This is a genomic window from Streptomyces javensis (genome assembly GCF_039525925.1).
GTDB lineage: Bacteria > Actinomycetota > Actinomycetes > Streptomycetales > Streptomycetaceae > Streptomyces > Streptomyces asiaticus.
Map to the genome: position 1 here is coordinate 282,123 of NZ_BAAAIF010000001.1, position 19,159 is coordinate 301,281.

Here is a 19,159-nt window from a genome sequence, read left to right on the forward strand (position 1 = left end):
AGGACCAACCTGCCGGAGGCGGCGGTTCAGGCCGCCGGGGTGACCGGCACCGTGGCCATATCGGCCGCCTGGCACAGCGCCTCGACCATGCTGCCCGCCTCCGCCGTGCCCGTTCCCGCGATGTCGAAGGCGGTGCCGTGGTCGACGGAGGTGCGGATGACGGGCAGGCCCACGGTGAGGTTGACACCCGCCTCGATGCCCAGGACCTTGACCGGGCCGTGGCCCTGGTCGTGGTACATCGCCACGATCAGGTCGTAGTCGCCGCGTGAGGCGAGGAAGAAGGCGGTGTCGGCGGGGAGCGGACCCCGGGCGTCGACGCCGTCGGCGCGCAGCTTCTCCAGGGCCGGGACGATCTTCTCGTCCTCCTCGCCGTAGCCGAACAGGCCGTTCTCGCCCGCGTGCGGATTGATGCCGCAGACGCCGATCACGGGGTTCGGGGTGCCGGCGCGGACCATCGCCTCGTGGCCGCGGCGCACGGTGCGCTCGACGAGGCCGGGCTCGATGCGGTGGACGGCGTCGATCAGGCCGATGTGCGTGGTGACGTGGATGACCTTCACCTTCTCGGTGGAGAGCATCATCGAGACCTCCTCGGTCCCGGTGAGGTGGGCGAGGAGTTCGGTGTGGCCGGGGTAGAGGTGGCCCGCAGCGTGCAGGGCCTCCTTGTTGAGCGGTGCGGTGCAGATGGCGTGCACCTCTCCCGCCACGGCGAGCTCGGCGGCGCGCTCGATGTACGCGTACGCGGCGCCCCCCGCGACCGTCGACAGCTTGCCCCAGGGCAGGTCGGCGGGGAGCAGGCCGAGGTCGACCACGTTGACGCGGCCGGGTGTGAACCCCGCGTCGCGCGGATGGTCGACGGCGGCGATCTCGCAGTCCAGGCCGAGGACGCGGGCTGCCTCGCGCAGCCGCCGGGCATCGCCGATGACGACGGGGCGGCAGCGGGTCAGCACGGCGTCGTCGAGCAGGGCCGCCACGACGACCTCGGGGCCGATACCGGCGCCGTCGCCCATGGTGACGGCGATGAGGGGGAGGGGGGTGGACATGAGAGCAGCTCCTAGGCGGGAGGCGGGAGGCGGGAGGCGGGGGCGGACGGCGGGAGAGGCGGACGGCGACAGGTTCGGGTGGCCGCCGTGGGGGCAGCCGGACGGGGCCGCGGCGCGACCGCGGTGCGCGGCGGCGAATACCCGGCACCGTCGATGGACAACACGGTCGGGCCCAGTGAGGATCATGGCATAAGCTGCGTGAACTGCGCGATACATCTTGCGTGATTTACGCAACCGTGCGAGCGTTCCCATGGCGCCGACGGCCGTCACCCATGGACCGTGTCGCCGTCGTGGGCGCGACGCGGACCGGCTTACCCAGCGGATCGCATCGCACCGCACTCGGCCGCAGCGCGGCGCGTCGCCGGAACCGCCGCGGCGACCGGTCGGGGCCACGGAGCCGCATGGCGCCATGCGTGCGATGCGCACATCACGCATGTGATCGCCTACAAGTACGACCGCACCACCCGTTTCACCGGCACCACGCACCACCCGCACCACGCACCATCGGCACTACTCGCACTGTTCGCACCACCCGCACTACCCGCACCACACGCCTCGGAAGGAACCCGCCCGTGACCGTCGGCCTCGCACTCCCGCATGTGCCCGTCCCGTTGTCCCCTCTCGTCCTCGGGACGATGACCTTCGGCGACACCGCCGACCGCGCGACGGCCGCCGCGATGGTGGACGCGGCGCTCGACGCGGGCATCACCGGCGTGGACACCGCCAACGGCTACGCGGGCGGCGAGAGCGAGCGCATCCTCGCCGAGCTGCTGCCCGGCCGCCGCGACCGGGCGGTCCTGGCCACCAAGGCCGGAATCCCGCACCCCGACCAGGGCGAGCACGCGCCGCTCTCACCCGAGGGGCTGCGCGCCGCGCTCGACGGGAGCCTCAAGCGCCTGGGCACCGACCACGTCGACCTGTTCTATCTGCACCAGCCGGACCGCCGGACGCCGCTCTCCGCGACCCTGGCGACCGTCGCCGAGTTCGTACGGGCGGGCAAGGTCCTCGCCCTCGGCGTCTCCAACTTCGCCGCCTGGCAGATCGCCGAGCTGAACCGGGTGGCCGACGAGGTCGGCGCGCCCCGCCCCGTCGTCGCCCAGCAGCTCCACAACCTCATCGCGCGCCGCATCGAGGAGGAGTACGTCGAATTCGCCGCCACCACCGGACTGCGCACGGTGGTCTACAACCCGCTCGGCGGCGGCCTGCTCACCGGCCGCCACCGCTTCGACCAGGTTCCGGAGGGCGGGCGCTTCGGCGACTCCAAGGTGGCCGCGATGTACCGCGAGCGGTACTGGAACGAGGAGGTGTTCCAGGCCGTCACCGACCTCACCCGCATCGCCTCCGAGGCGGGCCTGCCGCTGACCGACCTGGCCCTGCGCTGGCTGCTGTCCCGGCCCTCCACCGACGCCCTGCTGCTCGGCGGCTCCAAGGTCGAGCACCTGAAGGCCAACATCGCCGCCGCGTCCGCGGGCCCGCTGCCCGCGGACGTCCTGACCGCCTGCGACGAGGTCGGCGCCCGGCTGCGCGGCCCGATGCCCGCCTACAACCGCTGACCCCGCCGCCCACCTCGCAACGTCGCAAGGAGACACCCATGGCCACCGGCCGCACCTCCGCCCAGTTCATCGCCGCACTGCGCAATCGCGAGCAGCTCATCGGCTACTGGTCGCTGCTCGACTCGCCGATCGCCGCCGAGCGCCTCGCCCGCGTCGGCTACGACTACCTGGCCTTCGACGCCCAGCACGGCCTCTTCGGCTACCAGGGCATGCTGCACAACCTCCTCGCCACCGACACCAAGGGCAGCACCGCCGTCGGCATGGTGCGCGTCGAGGCCAATGACCTCACCTACATCGGCAAGGCGCTCGACGCGGGGGCGAGCGCCGTGATCGTCCCGATGATCGACAACGCCCAGGACGCCGCCGACGCCGTGGCCGCCGTCCGCTACCCGCCGCTGGGCCGCCGCTCGTACGGCCCGATGCGCGCCCAGCTCCGCGTCGGCCCGGACCCGGCCGACGCGCATGACCAGACCGCCGTCCTCGCGATGATCGAGACGGCCGACGGCCTGGCCAACGTCGAGGAGATCTGCCGGACCCCCGGCCTGGACGGCGTCTACATCGGCCCGTCCGATCTGCGCCTGGCCATCGGCGGCGCGACGTCCACCGACCCCGCCGTACAGGAGGAGTTCGAGCAGGCCCTCGTCCGCGTCCGGGAGGCGGCCGAGGCGGTGGGCATCGCGGCCGGCATTCACAACCCCGATGGCGAGAGCGCCGCCCGTCGCCTCGCCGAGGGCTTCACCTTCGCGACGGTGGCGTCCGACGTCGTGCACCTCCAGCAGATCGCGACGTCCCACCTCCGGGCGGCACGCGGCGAGGCCCGCTGATGCCGACCACGCTCATCACGACACCCACCTTCGCCCGGCACTCGGCGCGGCCCTGGCGGATCCTGGAGGAGGCCGGGGCGGGCCCCCTGCGTCCCCGCGAGGACACGGCACTGCCCACCGCCGAACTCCTGGCGCACGCGGCCGAAGCGGATGCGCTGATCGTCGGCATGGACCCGATCACCGCCGAGGTGATGGACGCCGCGCCCCGCCTCAAGGTGATCGCGAAGCACGGTGTCGGCGTCGACACCATCGACGTGGCCGCCGCGCACGCGCGCGCGATCCCCGTGGTGTGCGCGCCGGGCAGCAACTCGCGTGCGGTGGCGGAGTACACCTTCGGCCTGCTGCTGTCCGCGGCCCGCTCCCTTACCGCCTCGCACACCGAGGTGGCGGCGGGCGGCTGGCCGAAGCTGTTCGGCCCCGAACTGCACGGCAAGACGCTGGGCATCGTCGGCTTCGGCCGCATCGGCCGTCTGCTGGCCGGCTACGCGCGCGCCTTCGGGATGGAGCCGCTCGCCCACGACCCGTACGTCCCCGAGGCCGACGTCCGCGCGCACGGCGCCGAACCGGTCGCGCTCGACGCCCTGCTGGAGCGCGCCGATGCCGTCAGCCTGCACACTCCGCCCGACCCGTCCGGCACTCCGCTGCTGGACCGTGCCCGCCTGGCGGCGATGAAGCCGGGCGCGATCCTGGTCAACGCCGCGCGCGGCGGCCTCATCGATGAACGCGCGCTCGCCGACCTGCTCGGCTCCGGGCACCTCGGGGCCGCGGCCCTCGACGCGTTCAGCACCGAGCCGCTGCCCGCCGGCCACCCGCTGCGCGAGTCCCCGCGCACCGTGCTCACCTCCCACATGGCCGCCTGCACCCCGGAGGCCAACCAGGCCATGGGCGCGATGGTGGCCGAGGACGTCGTCCGCGTACTGGCGGGTGAGCAGCCGCGCCACCCGGCGGGCTGAGACACCACGGCACACGGCACCACGACACGCCCCCACACCACTCCTGTTCCCACTCCGGATACCGGCGACGGCGCCGGAAGATCCTCTAAGGACCCGCTATGTCCACCACGACCGACGGCGCCACGGCGGCGCCGCCACCCGCGCAGGCCGACCCGTACGCGCTGCGCGTCGAAGACGCCCGCCCGGCCCCCGGGACCTTCCGCGGCCGGCTGCGCCACCTCGGCCCCGGGCTCGTGCTGTCCGCCGCCGTGGTCGGCTCGGGTGAGCTGATCACCACCACCTCGCTCGGTGCGAAGGCCGGGTTCGCCCTGCTGTGGCTGGTGATCGTCTCGACCGCGGTCAAGGTGTGGGTGCAGATGGAGCTGGCCCGCTGGACCATCCTCAACGGCCGCCCCGCGCTCGACGGGTTCCGCGACGTCGGCCCCCGGATCGGCCGGCTGAGCTGGATCAACTGGCTCTGGATCGGCATGGACTTCGCCAAGATGTTCCAGCGCGGCGGCATCATCGGCGGCACCGCGGCCGCCTGCTCGATCCTGCTGCCGATCCACGGCGGGTCACTGAGCACATCGTCGCTGACGATCTGGGCCCTCATCGTGACCGGCGCCGCCATCCTCCTCCTCCAGACGGGCAAGTACCCCGTCGTCGAGCGGGTCGAGGTCATCGGCATCACCCTCAAGACCATCATCACCTTCGGCCTGGCCCTCGCCCTGCCGTTCACCGCCTTCGGATACGGCCCCGAGCAGTTCGCCGACGGGCTGAGCTTCCAGATCCCCGCGGGCACGGTCGGCATCGCGCTCGCCATGTTCGGCATCACCGGTGTCGGCGCCGACGAGATGACGACGTACACCTACTGGTGCCTGGAGAAGGGCTATGCCCGCTGGACCGGCCCCGACGACGGCAGCGAGCAGCGCGCCCGGCGGGCCGAGGGCTGGCTCAAGGTCATGCGGCTCGACGTGGCCGTCTCCTGGGTCGTGTGCACCATCTGCACCCTGTCCTTCTACGTGATCGGCGCCTCGGTGCTCCATCCTCAGGGCCTGGTGCCCGAGGGCAACGAGATGATCACCACGCTGTCGCACATCTACACCGACACGCTCGGCCCATGGGCGGAGTACCTGTTCCTGGCCGGTGCGATCGCCGTTCTCTTCTCGGTCACCGTCGCCTCGTCGGCCAGCGTTCCCCGCCTGTGGACCAACACCCTCGGGCTGCTCGGAGTGGTCGACTGGCACGACATGCGCGTCCGCACGCGCACCATCCGCATCCTCACCTGCTGTCTGCCCCCGGTGTGGATGTGCATCTTCCTGTGGGTGCAGTCGCCGGTCCTGATGGTGCAGATCGGCGGCATCGGCGGTGGCATCTTCCTGCTCGCGGTCGTGGTCGCGGTCTGGCGTCTGCGCTACACCGGTGTCCCGCCCCGCTTCCGCGCCAACCCCTGGCTGACCGCGGCCCTCGTCCTGAGCAGTGCGGCGATCGCCTTCCTCGGGGTGTACGGAGTGCTCGACACCCTCGAGCTCACGCCCGGCAGCTGAACCGGGGCGGGACGCGCTCGTGCGTCCCGGCACCGGACACCGCCCGACCCCCGCGCCCCGCCATGCCGGTGCCCGTCCGCCTTCCGAAGGCGGCGGTGCCGGGCGAACATGGCGGGGCGTTGGTGGTGAACTGCCGCTTTCCCACGCCGAAGCACAAGGGTCACGGGCGCCACGGTACGCTTCGGACCATGTCAGCATTCCGGCTCTCGACGACGTCGTACGTGGTTCTCGGGATGATCGCCATGCGTGGCCCGTCCACCCCCTACGACCTCAAGCGCGCGATCGGCCGGTCGGTGGGCTACTTCTGGAACTTCCCGCACGCTCAGCTGTACGCGGAGCCCAAAAGGCTTCAGGGGGCCGGGCTTCTGGAGGTGCACGAGGAGGACACCGGGCGGCGGCGCAAGATCTACACGATCACCGAGGCGGGCGACGCCGCGCTGCGGGCCTGGCTGGCCGAGCCGGTCAAGGAGCACTTCGAACTGCGCGACATCGCGGAGATCAAGCTCTTCTTCAACGAGTTGGCGGAGCCGGACGACGTGGCGCGCCTCGCCCGGGACCAGATCGAGCAGCACGAGCGGCGCATCGCGGAGTACGAGGAGATGCGGCGCCGTTACGGCGGGATCGAGGAGGTCGCCAGCCGTATGGTCACCCTCGAGCTCGGCCTGGGCATGGAATACGCCGCTCGTGAGTTCTGGCGCGGTGTCCAGGAACGCGTCGAGCGCGGTGAGTTCTCGTCCATGAAGAGGCGGCCGACGGCCCGGTAAAACCCGGCCCGCGGTGACCCGCCGCCATGCCCACCGGGCATGGCGGCTTCTTGCGTGCGGGCATGCCCGGAAGCGCGGTCGGCGCGGGCGTCGTCTTCTCCAGACCGTTGACACCTCCCTCAGGTCGGCGTAACTTCCAACCCCACGATAGTCCGAATCATACGGTGCGACTCGCACTGTGTGATGGGGAAGCTTCCGCCGAGCGCCGGCACGTCATGGGGAATGGAGAGGACCGCGATGGATCTGAGCACGGTTCTGCGCTGGACAGCCGAGCGCCATCCGCGTCGCCGGGCGGTCGGTGGCAGGACCCCGATGACGTACGGACAGTGGGACGCCCACACCAATCAGCTGGCACGGGCGATGGCCGAGCTCGGGGTCCGTCCGCGGGAACGGGTGGTGCTCCTGAGCGCCGGGGGCGAACCACTGGCCAGCCTCCATCTGGCGGCGCAGAAGCTGGGAGCCGTCTCCGTACCCCTGTCCTTCCGCTTCGGCCCCTCGGAACTCGCCTACTGCGTATCCGACGCGGAGCCGGCGCTGGTGATCGCCGACGACTTCACCTCGGCTCTCGCGCAGGAGGCGCTCGCCCCCGTCGAGGCGGTTCCGTGGATCCGCTCGGGAGACCCGGCCGAGGCGACCATCGAGCGCCTGGCGCGCGACCAGCCGGACGGACCGCTCGACGTCCGGGTGTCCGAGCGGGACATCAGCGTCATGCTGTACACCTCGGGGACCACGGGCAGGCCCAAGGGCGTGCCGCGCACACATGGCGCCGAGTACCACGCCTCGGTCGCCCACCTGCTACAGAGCGGACAGTCGCTCTTCGACACGACGCTCGGCGTGATGCCGCTGTTCCACACCATGGGACTGCGCACCCTCATCGCCACCGTTGTCGCCGCGGGCACCTGGGTCCCCCAGACGAAATTCGACGCCGAGGAGATGCTCGACCTCATCGTCCATGAGGAGATCAGTTCGCTCTACCTGGTGCCCACCATCTACTGGTCGCTGCTGCGCACCGGCCGCCTGGGGCAGGCCACATCCGTGCGCAAGCTGGCCTACGCCGGCGCTTCGATGACTCCGACGCTGGTGAAGCGGTTGGTGGAGACGCTGCGGCCGGAGTCCTTCGTCAACCACTTCGGATCCACCGAGATCTACACCTTCACCGTCGGGACCGACGTCATCGCCAAGCCGGGATGTGCGGGCCGGGCCGGGGTCTTCTCCCGGGTCCGCCTGGTGGAGCCCATCCCGGACGCCCCGCCCGATGCCGAGGTGGCGCCGGGCGAGCAGGGGCAGATCGCCGTCTCCATGCGCAACCCGGACGCCTTCGCGGGCTACTGGCACCGGCCCGACGCGAACTCCAAGTCGATCCGCGGCGGTTGGTACTTCCCCGGTGACCTCGCCGTCGCCGACGAGGACGGCGACCTGTGGGTCACCGGACGCGTCGACGACATGATCAACTCCGGCGGCGAGAACATCTATCCGGACGAGATCGAGGACAAGCTGATCGGCTGTCCGGTGATCAGCGAGGTCGTGGTCGTCGGGCTCCCCGACGACCGCTGGGGACAGGCCGCCACCGCCTTCTTCGTCCCCGAGAGCGGGACGACCCCCGACCACGCGCTGACCGAGCTGCGCTCCTATGCCCGCGAGGGCTCCGGACTGCCCTCCCTCAAACGCCCCAAGCGCTTCATCGCCGTCGAGGAAATCCCCAAATCGGGCGCCGGCAAGATCCTCCGCCGCCGGCTGAGCTCCGGCGACTACCCCTCGCTGGCCGACAGCGACACCGCGACAGACAGGTGAACCACGTGACCGCGACCACGCAACGGCCGGGGCGGCCGACCGCACGGATCGAGGACCCCGCACTGCTCACCGGCCGGGGCCGCTTCCTCGACGATCTCGACCCGCTGCCGGGCACACTGACCGCCGCGGTCGTCCGGAGCCCCCACCCGCACGCCCGCATCCGCGGCGTACGTCTCGAACGGGCGCGGCGGCACCCCGGTGTCGCCGCCGTGATCGGTCCCGATGAGGTCGCCGCGACACTGCGGCCGTTCCCGCTCTCCCTCAAGACGCCCATGCCGTACTACCCGACGGGCACCGACAAGGTCCGGTTCGTCGGTGAACCGGTCGCCGTGGTGGTGGCGGCGGACCGCTACCTCGCGGAGGACGCCGCCGAACTCGTCGAGATCGACTACGACCCGCTGCCTCCGGTGGTCGACGCCGAGAAGGCCCTCCTGCCCGACGCCCCACGGCTGCACGAGGGCGCCGACAGCAATGTGGCGACCGACCGGACCTTTGAATTCGGCGATGTGGACGGCCACTTCGCCACCGCCCACCACGTGGTGAAGGGCAAGTACACCTTCCCGCGGTACTCCTCCACCCCGATGGAGTGCTACGCGGTCGTCGCCCACTGGCAGGACGAGGCCGACGGACCGGGCGTGCAGGCGTGGGCGAACTTCCACGGGCCGTTCTCCATGGTCCCGGTCCTGGCCGGGGCGCTGGGCGTACCCGCCTCACGCGTCCGGCTGATGATCCCGGCAGACAACGGCGGCAGCTTCGGCATCAAGGCCGGCATCTACCCCTACGTGGCCCTGATGGCGCTGGCCAGCAAGCACGCCGGCCGCCCGGTGCGCTGGACCGAGGACCGCATCGAGCACATGCTCGCGAGCTCCGCCGGATCCGACCGTGTGATGTGGTTCGAGGCCGCGGTCTCCGCCGACGGCGAGGTGCGGGCACTCCGCGCGGATCTGGTGGACAACGTCGGCGCGTATCTCCGCCCGCCGGAGCCCAGCACGCTGTACCGCTGCTTCGGCAACATCACCGGCGCGTACACGATCGACGCCGTGCGGATCCGCTCCCGCGCGGTCGTGACCAACAAGACACCCACCGGACTCAACCGCGGATTCGGCGGTCAGCAGCTGTACTTCGGCCTGGAACGGCTGATGGACAAGATCGCCGGGGTCTGCGGCCTGGACCCGGTCGAGCTGCGGCAGCGCAACCTCGTGGGCAGTGACGCGTTCCCGTACGCCACTCCGACCGGCGGCGTCTACGACTCGGGCGACTATCGGCGCGCCCTGGACATGCTGCTGAAGAACGCCGACTACCAGGCACTCCGGGAGGAGCAGCGCGCGGCGCGGGAACGCGGTGAGTACTACGGCATCGGCGTCGCCACCATCGTCGACCCGTCGGCGACCAACATCGGCTACGTCAGCCTGGCCACCCCGGCCGAACAGCGCACGGCGGGGCGCGGCAAGTCCGGCTCCACCGAGCACGTACGCGTCAGCGTGGACCTCAACGGCATCGTGTCCGTCCTGCTGGGCACGGTGCCGCAGGGGCAGGGCCACGCCACGGTCGCCCAGGCCGTGGTCGCCGAACAGCTCGGGCTGCCGCTGGACCAGGTCCGTCCGGTGGTCGAGATGGACACCGCCACCACCCCCTGGACGGTGACCTCCGGCAGCTATTCGTCGCGGTTCGCCCCCTTGCTGACCAGCGCGCTGGTCGAGGCCGGTGAGAAGCTGGCCGGGACTATCAAGGTCGCCGGTGCCACCCTGCTGGATGTCCCGGCGGACCAGGTGGAACTCGCCGACGGCAGGGTCCGGGTCCGGGACGAGCCCGAGCGGGCGGTGCTGTTCCGGCACGCGGCCGGGCTGGTCCACTGGGACCCCGGGGCGCTGCCCGAGGGCACCACCGCGCGGCTGTACGAGGAGGCCGCCTTCACACCCCCTCAGTCGAAGGCCGCCAGCCGGGGCGACCAGATCAACTCGAGCCTGTGCTACGGATTCGTCGCCGAGCTCGCCACCGTACGCGTCGACGCCGAGACCCGGCAGCTCCGGCTCGAGAAGGTGGTGACCGTCCACGACCCGGGCACCATCCTCAACCCCACGCTCCTCGAAGGCCAGATCCACGGCGCGCTCGCACACGCCATAGGCGGTGCGATGTTCGAGGAGATGCGCTACACCGACGCCGGGCAGCCGACGGCGACGTTCATGGACTATCTGTGTCCCACCACCGCGGAGACGCGGTATTCGCTCCACAGCGACCACCTGGAGACCCCTTCCCCCCTCACCCGCCTCGGCGCGAAGGGGTGCGGCGAGGGCAGCAGCATGAGCCTTCCCGCCGCGATCGCGGGCGCGGTCGCCGACGCGCTCGCCCCGGCGGGCGTGGACATCACCACCCTGCCCCTGCACGGAAACGTACTCAACGAGCTGCTCAACGGCAGTGACAGCGAAAGGGATCTGTGACATGGCACTGACCGGAGGCCGGATCAGGCTGGACCGCGGCCACGACGGACGTGTCGCCTACCTCACCCTCGACCACGGCAAGTACAACATCGTCACCATGGAGACCCGCCAGGCGATGGCCGACCGGTTCGCCGAGATCGACGCGGACGAGGACATCCGGCTCGTGGTCATCCGGGGCGAGGGCGAGCACTTCACCTCGGGCGGCGACATCCCCGGCTTCATGGAGATGGAGCCCGTCGACTTCACCGATCTGGGCCAGAACGTCACGGCTCCGTCCCGCAGCCCGAAGCCGGTCATCACCGCGGTCGACGGCTACTGCTTCGGCGTCGGCTTCGAGCTCGCGCTGTCCACGGACATCCGTATCGCCACCGAGCGCAGCGAGTTCGCCCTTCCGGAGATGCGCCTGGGCATGATCCCCGGCTCCGGCGGCACCCAGCGCCTCGCCCGGCTGATCGGCCTCTCCCGCGCCAAGTACCACGTCATGACCGCGACCCGCATCACCGCGCGGCAGGCGGGGGACTGGGGTCTGGTGTCGGCCGTGCTGCCCGATCGCGCGGCGCTGGACGCGGAGGTCGAACGGGTGGTGAAGACCATGCTGGGCTACTCGCCACTGGCCCTGCGCACCGCCAAGGAGGTGCTCGACAAGGGGATCGACGCACCGCTCTACTCGGGGATCGAGCTGGAGCGCAAGGCGTACGCGATGCTGCGGTCGAGCCATGACTTCGCCGAGGGCGTGGCCGCGTTCGGCGAGAAGCGTGCCCCGAAGTTCCAGGGCCGGTGATCTGACTCATGAAAGCCGCACCGTTCGCCTACGTTCGTCCCTCGCGCCTCTCCGACGCGATCGCCGAACTGGCGGAGACCCGCGGGGGCGGCAAGGTCATCGCGGGCGGGCAGTCGCTGACACCGGTGCTCGCCATGCGACTCGCCCGCCCCGACACGCTGATCGACATCAACTCCGTCGAGGAACTCGGCGCGCTGACCCGCTCCGGACCGGCCCTGCACATCGGCGCGACCGTGACGCAGCGCCGTGTGGAGCGGGACCCGCTCGGCGCGAGTGTCCCCCTGCTGCGCCTGGCGCTGCCCTGGGTGGGCCATCGCGAACTGCGCAGCCGGGGGACGGTGTGCGGCAGCCTCGCCCACGCCGACCCGGCCGCCGAGCTGCCCGCCGTGGCCTGCTGCCTCGACGCGGAATTGACGCTGACCGGACCGAACGGCCAGCGGCGCGTGTCCGCCCGGGAGTTCTTCCACGGCGCGATGACCACGGCGCTGACCCCCGACGAGATCCTCACCTCCGTACGGCTGCCCGTGGCCACCGAGGGGGAGGGGTTCGGGTTCGCCGAAATCGCCCGTCGGCACGGTGACTTCGCGCTCGCGGGCGTCGCCGCGCGGGTGCGTCTGCGCGCGGGCCGCCCGGAGGCGACGGTGACCGCGTTCGGCGTGTCCGACCGGCCGGTCACCCGAGATCTGTCCGAGCAACTCGCCGCCGCGGTCACCGGCGGCGGCGATGGGCTCGCGGCCCGGCTCAAGGAACAGATCACCGCCGCCGTCGAGGAGATCGTCGACACCGACGACGACGTCCACGCGTCCAGGGACTACCGGCGCCGGCTGCTGCTCGCCCTGGCCGGCCGGGAACTGTCCAAGGCTTACGATCGCGCCCGCGCCGGCGCCGAGGAGGTGACCGCATGACCGTCGGCGAAGCCGGGTCCCGCGAGACGGGACCCCGCACACCGCGCCCGTTGAAGGCCGGCGCGGACGACCCGGTCGAGGTCCGGATGACCGTCAACGGGACGCCCACGGTGCTGCGCCTACCGGCGCGGGTCACCCTGGCCGACGCGTTGCGTGACCACCTCGGCCTCACCGGTACGCATGTCGGCTGCGAGCACGGGGTCTGCGGTATGTGCACCGTGCTCGTCGACGGCGAGGCCGCCCGCGCCTGTCTGCTGTTCGCCGTGCAGCTGGACGGGACGGACATCGTCACCGTCGAGGGTCTGGGGCGGCCCGACTCCCTGCACCCGCTCCAGGAGTCGTTCGGGCGGCACCACGCCCTCCAGTGCGGCTTCTGCACCCCCGGCTTCCTGATGAGCTCCTACGACCTGCTGGTCAACAAGCCGGACGTCACCGAGGAGGAGCTGCCGGAGGAGTTGTCGGGCGTCATCTGCCGCTGCACCGGGTACCGGAACATCCTCACCGCGGTGGACGAGACCCGGCGCGCACACCCCGAGGGCATCCCCGAGCCGGGCAACCGCGTGCGTACGGCGCTGGTCGGCCGCGCCGGGCAGGGCGCGGACGCGTCCGGTGGTCCGGAGGAGGCCGAGGACACGGTGTCGTCGGGCGTCCAGGACATCGTGCTGCCCAGCGGTGATCCCACCATCGCGGTGCGGATCACCACGGAGATCGAACTGCCCGAGGACCGGGTCTGGGGCGTTCTCGACGACATCTACCTGCTGGCGCGCTGCCTGCCGGGTGCGGAGCTCACCGACGACCACGGCAACGGACACTACGCGGGCAGGGCCCGGGTCTCCGTGGGTCCGGTCAAACTGGCGTTCAACGGGGTGGCGCGGATCCTCGAGCACGACCGCGAGGCCGGTCGGCTGCGGGCGATCGCACAAGGCCAGGACACCGGCGGAGCGCAGACACAGGCGGACATCACCCTGACCACCGAGGCCACGGAGACCGGCACCGCGATGCACGCCGACGCCAAGGTCTATCTCACCGGCCGCATCGCCCAGTTCGGACGCGCTCTCGCCGGTGACGTCAGCCGCCGGATGTTCGAGCAGTTCGCCGACGCCGTCACCGAAGCGGCGACATCCGGGCGGGCGCCGTCCGGGCCGGTGAAGGCCCCCAGCGCCCTGAGCCTGGTGTTCGCGCCCCTGCTCGACCGCGTCAAGCGGCTGCTGCGCCGTGTCGGATCGCGTGCTCGCCCCGGGCGCGGATCGTCCGACCCCGGGCGCGGATCGTCCGATCGGCGACCGTGACACACGAGCGTTGACAGCGTCTGAAATCTCGCCTAGCTTCCAATATATTGATCGACCATCCTAAACATACGGTCCGTTGAGTATGGCTGCGCGCCGCTTGCGAAGAGGTCCACGATGACCGGAACTTTCCACGCACGAATTCCCTACGAGTCGCTGGACCCGCTGACCATCGGTGTCATGGACGACGAGAGCAACGTCCGCCGCGAGGAGCTCGAACTCGACATCCCCGAGCGGAACCTGCTCGCCGCGATCTACCCCGACGAACCCCCCGCGGTGAAGAACACCACCGACGAGGCGCGGCGCGCACTGGCCAACCCGGTGGCCGGACCGAGTCTGGCGCGGTTGCTCGAGGGCGGCCGGAGCATCACGGTCATCATCGACAACCAGTTCCGGCCCACCCCCGCCTCGAAGATCCTTCCGGCCGTACTCGACGAGATCGAACGGGCCGGTACGACCAAGGCCACCGTCATCACCGGCAACGGCAAGGTCATGTCGATGTCGCAGCGCGACATCGAGCAGAAGGTCGGCCGGGACAACCTCGCGCGCATGGCCCGGCTGGGCATCCCACTGCTCCAGAACGACCCCCTCAACTACGACGTCTACACCCACCTCGGCATCACCTCGCGCGGCACGCCCGCCTGGGTGCACGAGTCCGTGACCAGCCACGACGTGGTGATCGCCATCGGACAGGCACAAGCCAATCACTGGGGTTACGGCGGAGGCGGCAAGCTGGTCATGCCGGGGGTGTGCGCCGACATCACCATCGAGGCCAACCACGGCAACTTCGTGATGTCGCCCCAGACGCACTACGGGGCACTGGCCGGGCCGATGCGCTCGGACATCGACGAGATCGCCACGATGGCCGGTCTCACCGCGACCCTGGACGTTCTGCTGGACACCCGCGGCAAGGTGATCGAGATGAACTTCGGGGCACATCCGGTGTCGCACCGCAGGACCATCGAGCGGTTCAACGAGATCTACGCCTTCGACAGCCCGGTTGCCGAAAGCGGTCCGGCCGACATCGTCATCTGCGGGGTGTTCGCGCCCACCGACCATCTGTTCTTCCACACCGGCTGGGGCTGCATGTCCGCCGACCACGTGGTGCGCGACGGCGGCACCGTCATCTACACCAGTCCCTCGCCCGGTGTCCGGACCGAGACGGGCTTCTTCCCCGGCCTGGCCCTGATGGACCTGATGAAGCCCTACATGCCACCCTCCGAGGCCGGTTACCACCGGCTGCTGAGGGACATCCACGCCCGTGAGATCCAGATGTGGGCGGGCTGCATCTGGGCCCCGATCTACGAGGTCATGGTGCGCAAGCACCTGACCCTGGTCACCCTCGAGGAGAACCTCGCCATGGCGGAGGACATCGGCATCGACGCCACCACCTCGCTGGACGCGGCATTCGCCGCGGCGATGGAGCGCCACGGCCCCGACGCCAAGGTGGCGATCCTGCCCTTCGCCCGGTACCAGTTGCCCCGCGAGCTGGTCCGGCTGGACGCCCAGCCCCTGCGTTTCCCGCAAGAGGCGCCGCGGTGAATCCGGCCGGGCCACCCCGGCCACCGGTCCGGGGCTCGACCACCATCACGGAACTGATCAGGCGGCATCCCGAGGGCTCCGCGATGCGGTTGCTGTCCGCGATAGGCGTGGGCTGTGTCTACTGCGGTGGAGCCCCGCGGGAGCCGATCACCCTGGCCGCCCGCCGCCATGGCCGCGATCCGGGGGCGTTTCTGCGGGTGTGTCAGGCGCTCGACGACGGCTGGCCACCGGACGAGTTGATCGCCGCCGCGAAGGCGAAGAAACCCAAGGAGGGCTGACCGTGCACACCACCACTCCGCTGGAGGCCCTGACCGCGCGCATCGGCGCCGTCGGCAGCGCCGTCGTCGCCTTCTCGGGCGGCGTCGACTCGTCGCTGGTCGCGGCGGTGGCGGCGCGAGCGCTGGGGCCACGGGCGCTGGCCGTGACGGCCGTGTCGTCCGCGCTCGCCACCGGTGAGCTCGAGGGAGCGCGCGCCGTGGCCGCCTCGGTCGGAATCGCCCATGAAGTCGTCGACACCGCGGAGCTGGCCCGGGAGGGTTACCGCCGCAACGACCGTTTCCGCTGCTACCACTGCAAGTCCGAGCTCTACGACCGGCTGGACGAACTCGCCGCGCGGCGCGGCTACGCGGCGGTGCTGTCCGGCGCGAACGCCGACGACACCGGCGACTGGCGCCCGGGACTGCGCGCCGCGGCCGAACACGGTGTCCGGCACCCCCTGCTGGAGGCCGGTCTCGGCAAGGAAGCCGTCCGGGCGCTGGCCCGCGCCCTGGCCGTGCCCTCCGCCGAGAAGCCGGCCTCCCCGTGTCTGGCCTCCCGCCTCCCGTACGGCACACCCGTCAGCGCTGCCACGCTCGAGCGGGTCGACCGGGCGGAGCTGGCGCTGAAGCGACTCGGCTACGAGGTTCTGCGGGTGCGGCACCACGGCCGGCTCGGCAGGGTCCAGCTGGCCGCCGAAGAGCTCGTCCGGGTGGGCGACCCCGGGGAGCGCGCCGCGGTGGTGGCGGCCGTGCGGGCAGCCGGGTACGACCAGGTGGAAATCGATGAACAGCCCTTCCGCTCCGGCTCGTTGAACCTGCCGATCACCCCGGTGGAGCGAAGCCGGTGAGCGGGCCGGTCGGTGTCGGTGGCTACGCCCGGCTCGATGTGGACCGCAGGACGCGAACGGGAGTACCGGAGGTGGTCTTCGGCGCGGACAAGTCGCCCGAGCAGACGTTGCGGCTCCTTGCCGAGCTGCGGGCGCACGACCGCACCGGCCCGGCTCTGGCGACCCGCTGCCCCGAGGCGGTTCTCGACGCCGCGGCCGAGGCGTTTCCGGGCGAGATGGTGAGCGTCGACCGTACGGCCGCGACGGTCACCGTAGGAGAGCCGCCACCACCGGTGGGACACGCCCTGGTGCTGACCGCGGGCACGACCGACCTGCCGGTGGCCCATGAATGCCTTGCCACGCTGACGGCACTGGGAGTGGGCGCCGAGGTGATGGCGGACGTCGGAGTGGCCGGGCTGCACAGGCTGCTGGCGAAGTTGGACGAGGTGCGCGCGGCGGACTGTCTCGTCGTCGTGGCCGGAATGGACGGAGCCCTGCCCAGCGTGGTCGCCGGTCTCGTCGCGGCCCCGGTCGTCGGCGTGCCGACCAGCGTCGGTTACGGAGTGGCCACCGGGGGCGTCGCCGCCGCCATGACCATGCTGTCGTCCTGTAGCCCCGGGCTGGCCGTGGTCAACATCGACAATGGCTTCGGCGCCGCCGTACATGTCGCGAAGATCCTCCAATGGGCATGCCGTGGCTGAGCGGGCCTGCTGGATCGACGCCACGTCCGGGCTGGCCGGCGACATGCTGATGGCCGCTCTCCTCGACGTGGGCGCGGACCAGGAGCGGGTCGCCGCCGCGGTGGCGTCGCTCGGCCTCGGCGTCGCCGTACGCGTCGAACCCGGCCGACGCGGCGGATTCCGCTGTCTGCGCGCCCAGGTCGGCGTCCCCGCGGGTCCTCCGGCACACCGGCACCTGGACGACGTCCTCGCGCTGGTCGAGTCGGCGGAGCTGGACGCGGACGCCAGGAGCTACGCCAGGCGGGTGTTCGAGGTACTCGCCCACGCCGAAGGCGGCGTGCACGGAATCGACCCCACGGCGGTGCACTTCCACGAGGTGGGGGCGCTCGACGCACTGGCCGACGTCGTGGGCTGCGCGGCGGCGCTGGACGACCTCGGGCTGCTCAGCGGAGATCCCGTGGTGACGACCTCGCCACTGGCGACCGGAAGCGGCACCGTGCGCGCCGAACACGGCCGCCTGCCGGTGCCCACCCCGGCGGTGCTGGGCATCGCCGCGCGAGCGGGCCTGTCGCTGACCCGGGGAGACCTGGAAGGGGAACGCACGACCCCCACCGGGGCGGCCCTGGTCGCCGCGCTCGCCCGGCCCGGGGCGTTCCCCGCCATGACGGTGCGCGGCGTCGGCATCGGCGGCGGTTCCCGGGACCCCGCCGACCGCCCCAACATCACCCGGGTCGTCGTGGGCACCGTCCAGGAGACCGTACGCAGGCCGTCCGGCGATGTGCTCGTGGTCGAGGCCACGATCGACGACCTGGACCCGCAGCTGTGGCCGTCGGTGCTCACCGCCGTCCGGGCCGCCGGCGCCTGGGACTGCTGGACGAGCTCCATCACCGCCCGGCACGGCCGGCCCGGACAGGTCCTCACCGCCCTGTGCGACGAAGGCCTGCGGGAGGCGATCGTGGACACGGTGTTCCACCACACCACCACGGTGGGCGTGCGCTGGTCGTCCTGGCAGCGGACCACCCTGCCCCGCCGGTCGGTGACCGTGGCCATCGGACCCGAGGGGCGCCGGCAGCACATCGGCGTCAAGGTGTCCGAGGCCGGAGACGGGAGCCGTACGGTCAAACCGGAGCACTCCGACGTGGAATCCGCCGCCCGGGCCCTGGAGCTGCCGGTGCGTGTGGTGGTGGATCAGCTGATGGCCGAGTTCCGGCGCCGGGACGGCTGAACCCGGTCCGGGAGCGGTGCGCCCGAGCCGAGCCCAGGACGCCCGCCAGGGGGGCGATCGCCGATCGCTTGGACTCAGCGTCGATGACGCAGCGGTCCTCCGGGAGCGCGTACAGGAGTCCTTCGACGGTGTCCGGTGGCGGAGTGTCCACTCCCTGGTGGCGGACCGCGCCGGGGGCCGTGGTCACGAAGGCGTACCCCTCGCCGAGCCGGGCACTCACCAGAGCGCCGGCGCTCCACCACTTCACCGTCCCCTGCCACATCTGCATCGCGCTCTCCTCCCGCTGGAGATGGGAGTGCCTGCTCGTCGACGATCCCGCCGCGCGCGGCGTTGACGATCCGCACCTCGGGCTTGAGCTTGCGCAGCGCCTCGTCGCCGATCAGGCCGACGGTCTCCGGGGTCTTGGGGAGGTGGACCGTGATGAAGTCCGAGACCTCCAGCAGCTCATCGAGCGAGAGGAGCTTGACGCCCAGCTGCGCGGCGCGCGCAGGCTGCACGTACGGGTCGTAGGCGACGACCTTCAGCCTCTTGGCGGCGGCGATGGCTTCCGCGTCGACCTTGGTCGCGCTTCGCACCAGGATCGCGTCGACATCCGCGATCGCGGGGAGGAGTTCGGCTCGATCGGCGCCATCGCAGAGCCGGATCTCGAAGTCCGAACCCAGGGCGCCGATAGAGGCGGGCGACAGCCTTTCAGCCAGGAGTACGACAGGTTGCGAGCTCACGGTGGATTTCCATCCCTACTGGTTCGTTGAGGAGCGGCCGCCCCG

At 71.5% G+C, this 19,159-nt stretch carries 16 protein-coding genes and 2 pseudogenes; 15 read left to right on the forward strand and 3 right to left on the reverse strand.

The features are described from left to right. Positions 1-26 precede the first annotated feature (26 nt). Positions 27-1,040: a 4-hydroxythreonine-4-phosphate dehydrogenase PdxA gene (gene pdxA, locus ABD329_RS01225; RefSeq protein WP_198279943.1), complete on the reverse strand. Its 1,014-nt coding sequence runs from the start codon at positions 1,038-1,040 to the stop codon at positions 27-29. A 572-nt stretch (positions 1,041-1,612) separates the two neighbouring features. Between pdxA and ABD329_RS01230 the strand changes: the two genes are divergently transcribed. From ABD329_RS01230 to larC, 15 genes are all read left to right on the forward strand, one after another. Continuing rightward, positions 1,613-2,593, forward strand: coding sequence for an aldo/keto reductase (locus tag ABD329_RS01230; RefSeq protein WP_198274877.1), 981 nt, complete (start codon positions 1,613-1,615; stop codon positions 2,591-2,593). Between the two features lie 38 nt (positions 2,594-2,631). Continuing rightward, positions 2,632-3,417, forward strand: coding sequence for an HpcH/HpaI aldolase family protein (locus ABD329_RS01235; protein WP_198274876.1), 786 nt, complete (start codon positions 2,632-2,634; stop codon positions 3,415-3,417). Beyond that, on the forward strand, positions 3,417-4,370 hold the full coding sequence (locus ABD329_RS01240) for a phosphoglycerate dehydrogenase (RefSeq protein ID WP_198274875.1): 954 nt from the start codon (positions 3,417-3,419) through the stop codon (positions 4,368-4,370). Before ABD329_RS01235 ends, ABD329_RS01240 begins: the two co-directional genes overlap by 1 nt. Before the next feature lie 98 nt (positions 4,371-4,468). Next, a complete protein-coding gene (locus ABD329_RS01245) occupies positions 4,469-5,896 on the forward strand; it encodes an Nramp family divalent metal transporter (RefSeq protein ID WP_198274874.1) in 1,428 nt (475 codons plus the stop codon). Positions 5,897-6,084: 188 nt separating this feature from the next. After that, on the forward strand, positions 6,085-6,660 hold the full coding sequence (locus ABD329_RS01250) for a PadR family transcriptional regulator (protein WP_198274873.1): 576 nt from the start codon (positions 6,085-6,087) through the stop codon (positions 6,658-6,660). A 237-nt stretch (positions 6,661-6,897) separates the two neighbouring features. Next, positions 6,898-8,451, forward strand: a complete 1,554-nt coding sequence (locus ABD329_RS01255; protein WP_198274872.1) for a class I adenylate-forming enzyme family protein — start codon at positions 6,898-6,900, stop codon at positions 8,449-8,451. Positions 8,452-8,456: 5 nt separating this feature from the next. Further along, positions 8,457-10,889, forward strand: a complete 2,433-nt coding sequence (locus ABD329_RS01260; RefSeq protein WP_198274871.1) for a xanthine dehydrogenase family protein molybdopterin-binding subunit — start codon at positions 8,457-8,459, stop codon at positions 10,887-10,889. Between the two features lies 1 nt (position 10,890). Beyond that, on the forward strand, positions 10,891-11,670 hold the full coding sequence (locus ABD329_RS01265) for an enoyl-CoA hydratase/isomerase family protein (RefSeq protein WP_198274870.1): 780 nt from the start codon (positions 10,891-10,893) through the stop codon (positions 11,668-11,670). Between the two features lie 8 nt (positions 11,671-11,678). After that, the gene (locus tag ABD329_RS01270; RefSeq protein ID WP_198274869.1) at positions 11,679-12,575 is read left to right on the forward strand and encodes an FAD binding domain-containing protein; all 897 of its coding nucleotides are present in this window, start codon (positions 11,679-11,681) and stop codon (positions 12,573-12,575) included. Next, a complete protein-coding gene (locus ABD329_RS01275; RefSeq protein ID WP_246618088.1) occupies positions 12,572-13,864 on the forward strand; it encodes a 2Fe-2S iron-sulfur cluster-binding protein in 1,293 nt (430 codons plus the stop codon). The genes ABD329_RS01270 and ABD329_RS01275 overlap by 4 nt, the downstream gene beginning before the upstream one ends. Positions 13,865-13,978: 114 nt before the next feature. Next, positions 13,979-15,403 (forward strand): lactate racemase domain-containing protein, encoded by a 1,425-nt coding sequence (locus ABD329_RS01280; RefSeq protein ID WP_198274868.1) that lies wholly within the window; start codon positions 13,979-13,981, stop codon positions 15,401-15,403. An 83-nt stretch (positions 15,404-15,486) separates the two neighbouring features. Then, positions 15,487-15,681, forward strand: coding sequence for a hypothetical protein (locus ABD329_RS01285; RefSeq protein ID WP_121825886.1), 195 nt, complete (start codon positions 15,487-15,489; stop codon positions 15,679-15,681). A 2-nt stretch (positions 15,682-15,683) separates the two neighbouring features. Beyond that, positions 15,684-16,508 carry an ATP-dependent sacrificial sulfur transferase LarE gene (gene larE, locus ABD329_RS01290; protein ID WP_198274867.1) on the forward strand — a complete coding sequence of 275 codons (825 nt, stop codon included), beginning with the start codon at positions 15,684-15,686 and terminating at the stop codon, positions 16,506-16,508. After that, positions 16,505-17,188, forward strand: coding sequence for a nickel pincer cofactor biosynthesis protein LarB (gene larB / locus ABD329_RS01295; RefSeq protein ID WP_198274866.1), 684 nt, complete (start codon positions 16,505-16,507; stop codon positions 17,186-17,188). Before larE ends, larB begins: the two co-directional genes overlap by 4 nt. Next, positions 17,181-18,392: a nickel pincer cofactor biosynthesis protein LarC gene (gene larC, locus ABD329_RS01300; protein WP_309142589.1), complete on the forward strand. Its 1,212-nt coding sequence runs from the start codon at positions 17,181-17,183 to the stop codon at positions 18,390-18,392. Before larB ends, larC begins: the two co-directional genes overlap by 8 nt. 55 nt (positions 18,393-18,447) lie before the next feature. On the opposite strand, the pseudogene ABD329_RS01305 reads toward larC, so the two are convergent. After that, positions 18,448-18,696 (reverse strand): annotated as a pseudogene (locus ABD329_RS01305) (erythromycin esterase family protein); the annotation flags it as partial. Then, positions 18,638-19,114 (reverse strand): annotated as a pseudogene (locus tag ABD329_RS01310) (NAD(P)-dependent oxidoreductase); the annotation flags it as partial. The pseudogenes ABD329_RS01305 and ABD329_RS01310, both read right to left, overlap by 59 nt. Between the last annotated feature and the right edge of the window lie 45 nt (positions 19,115-19,159).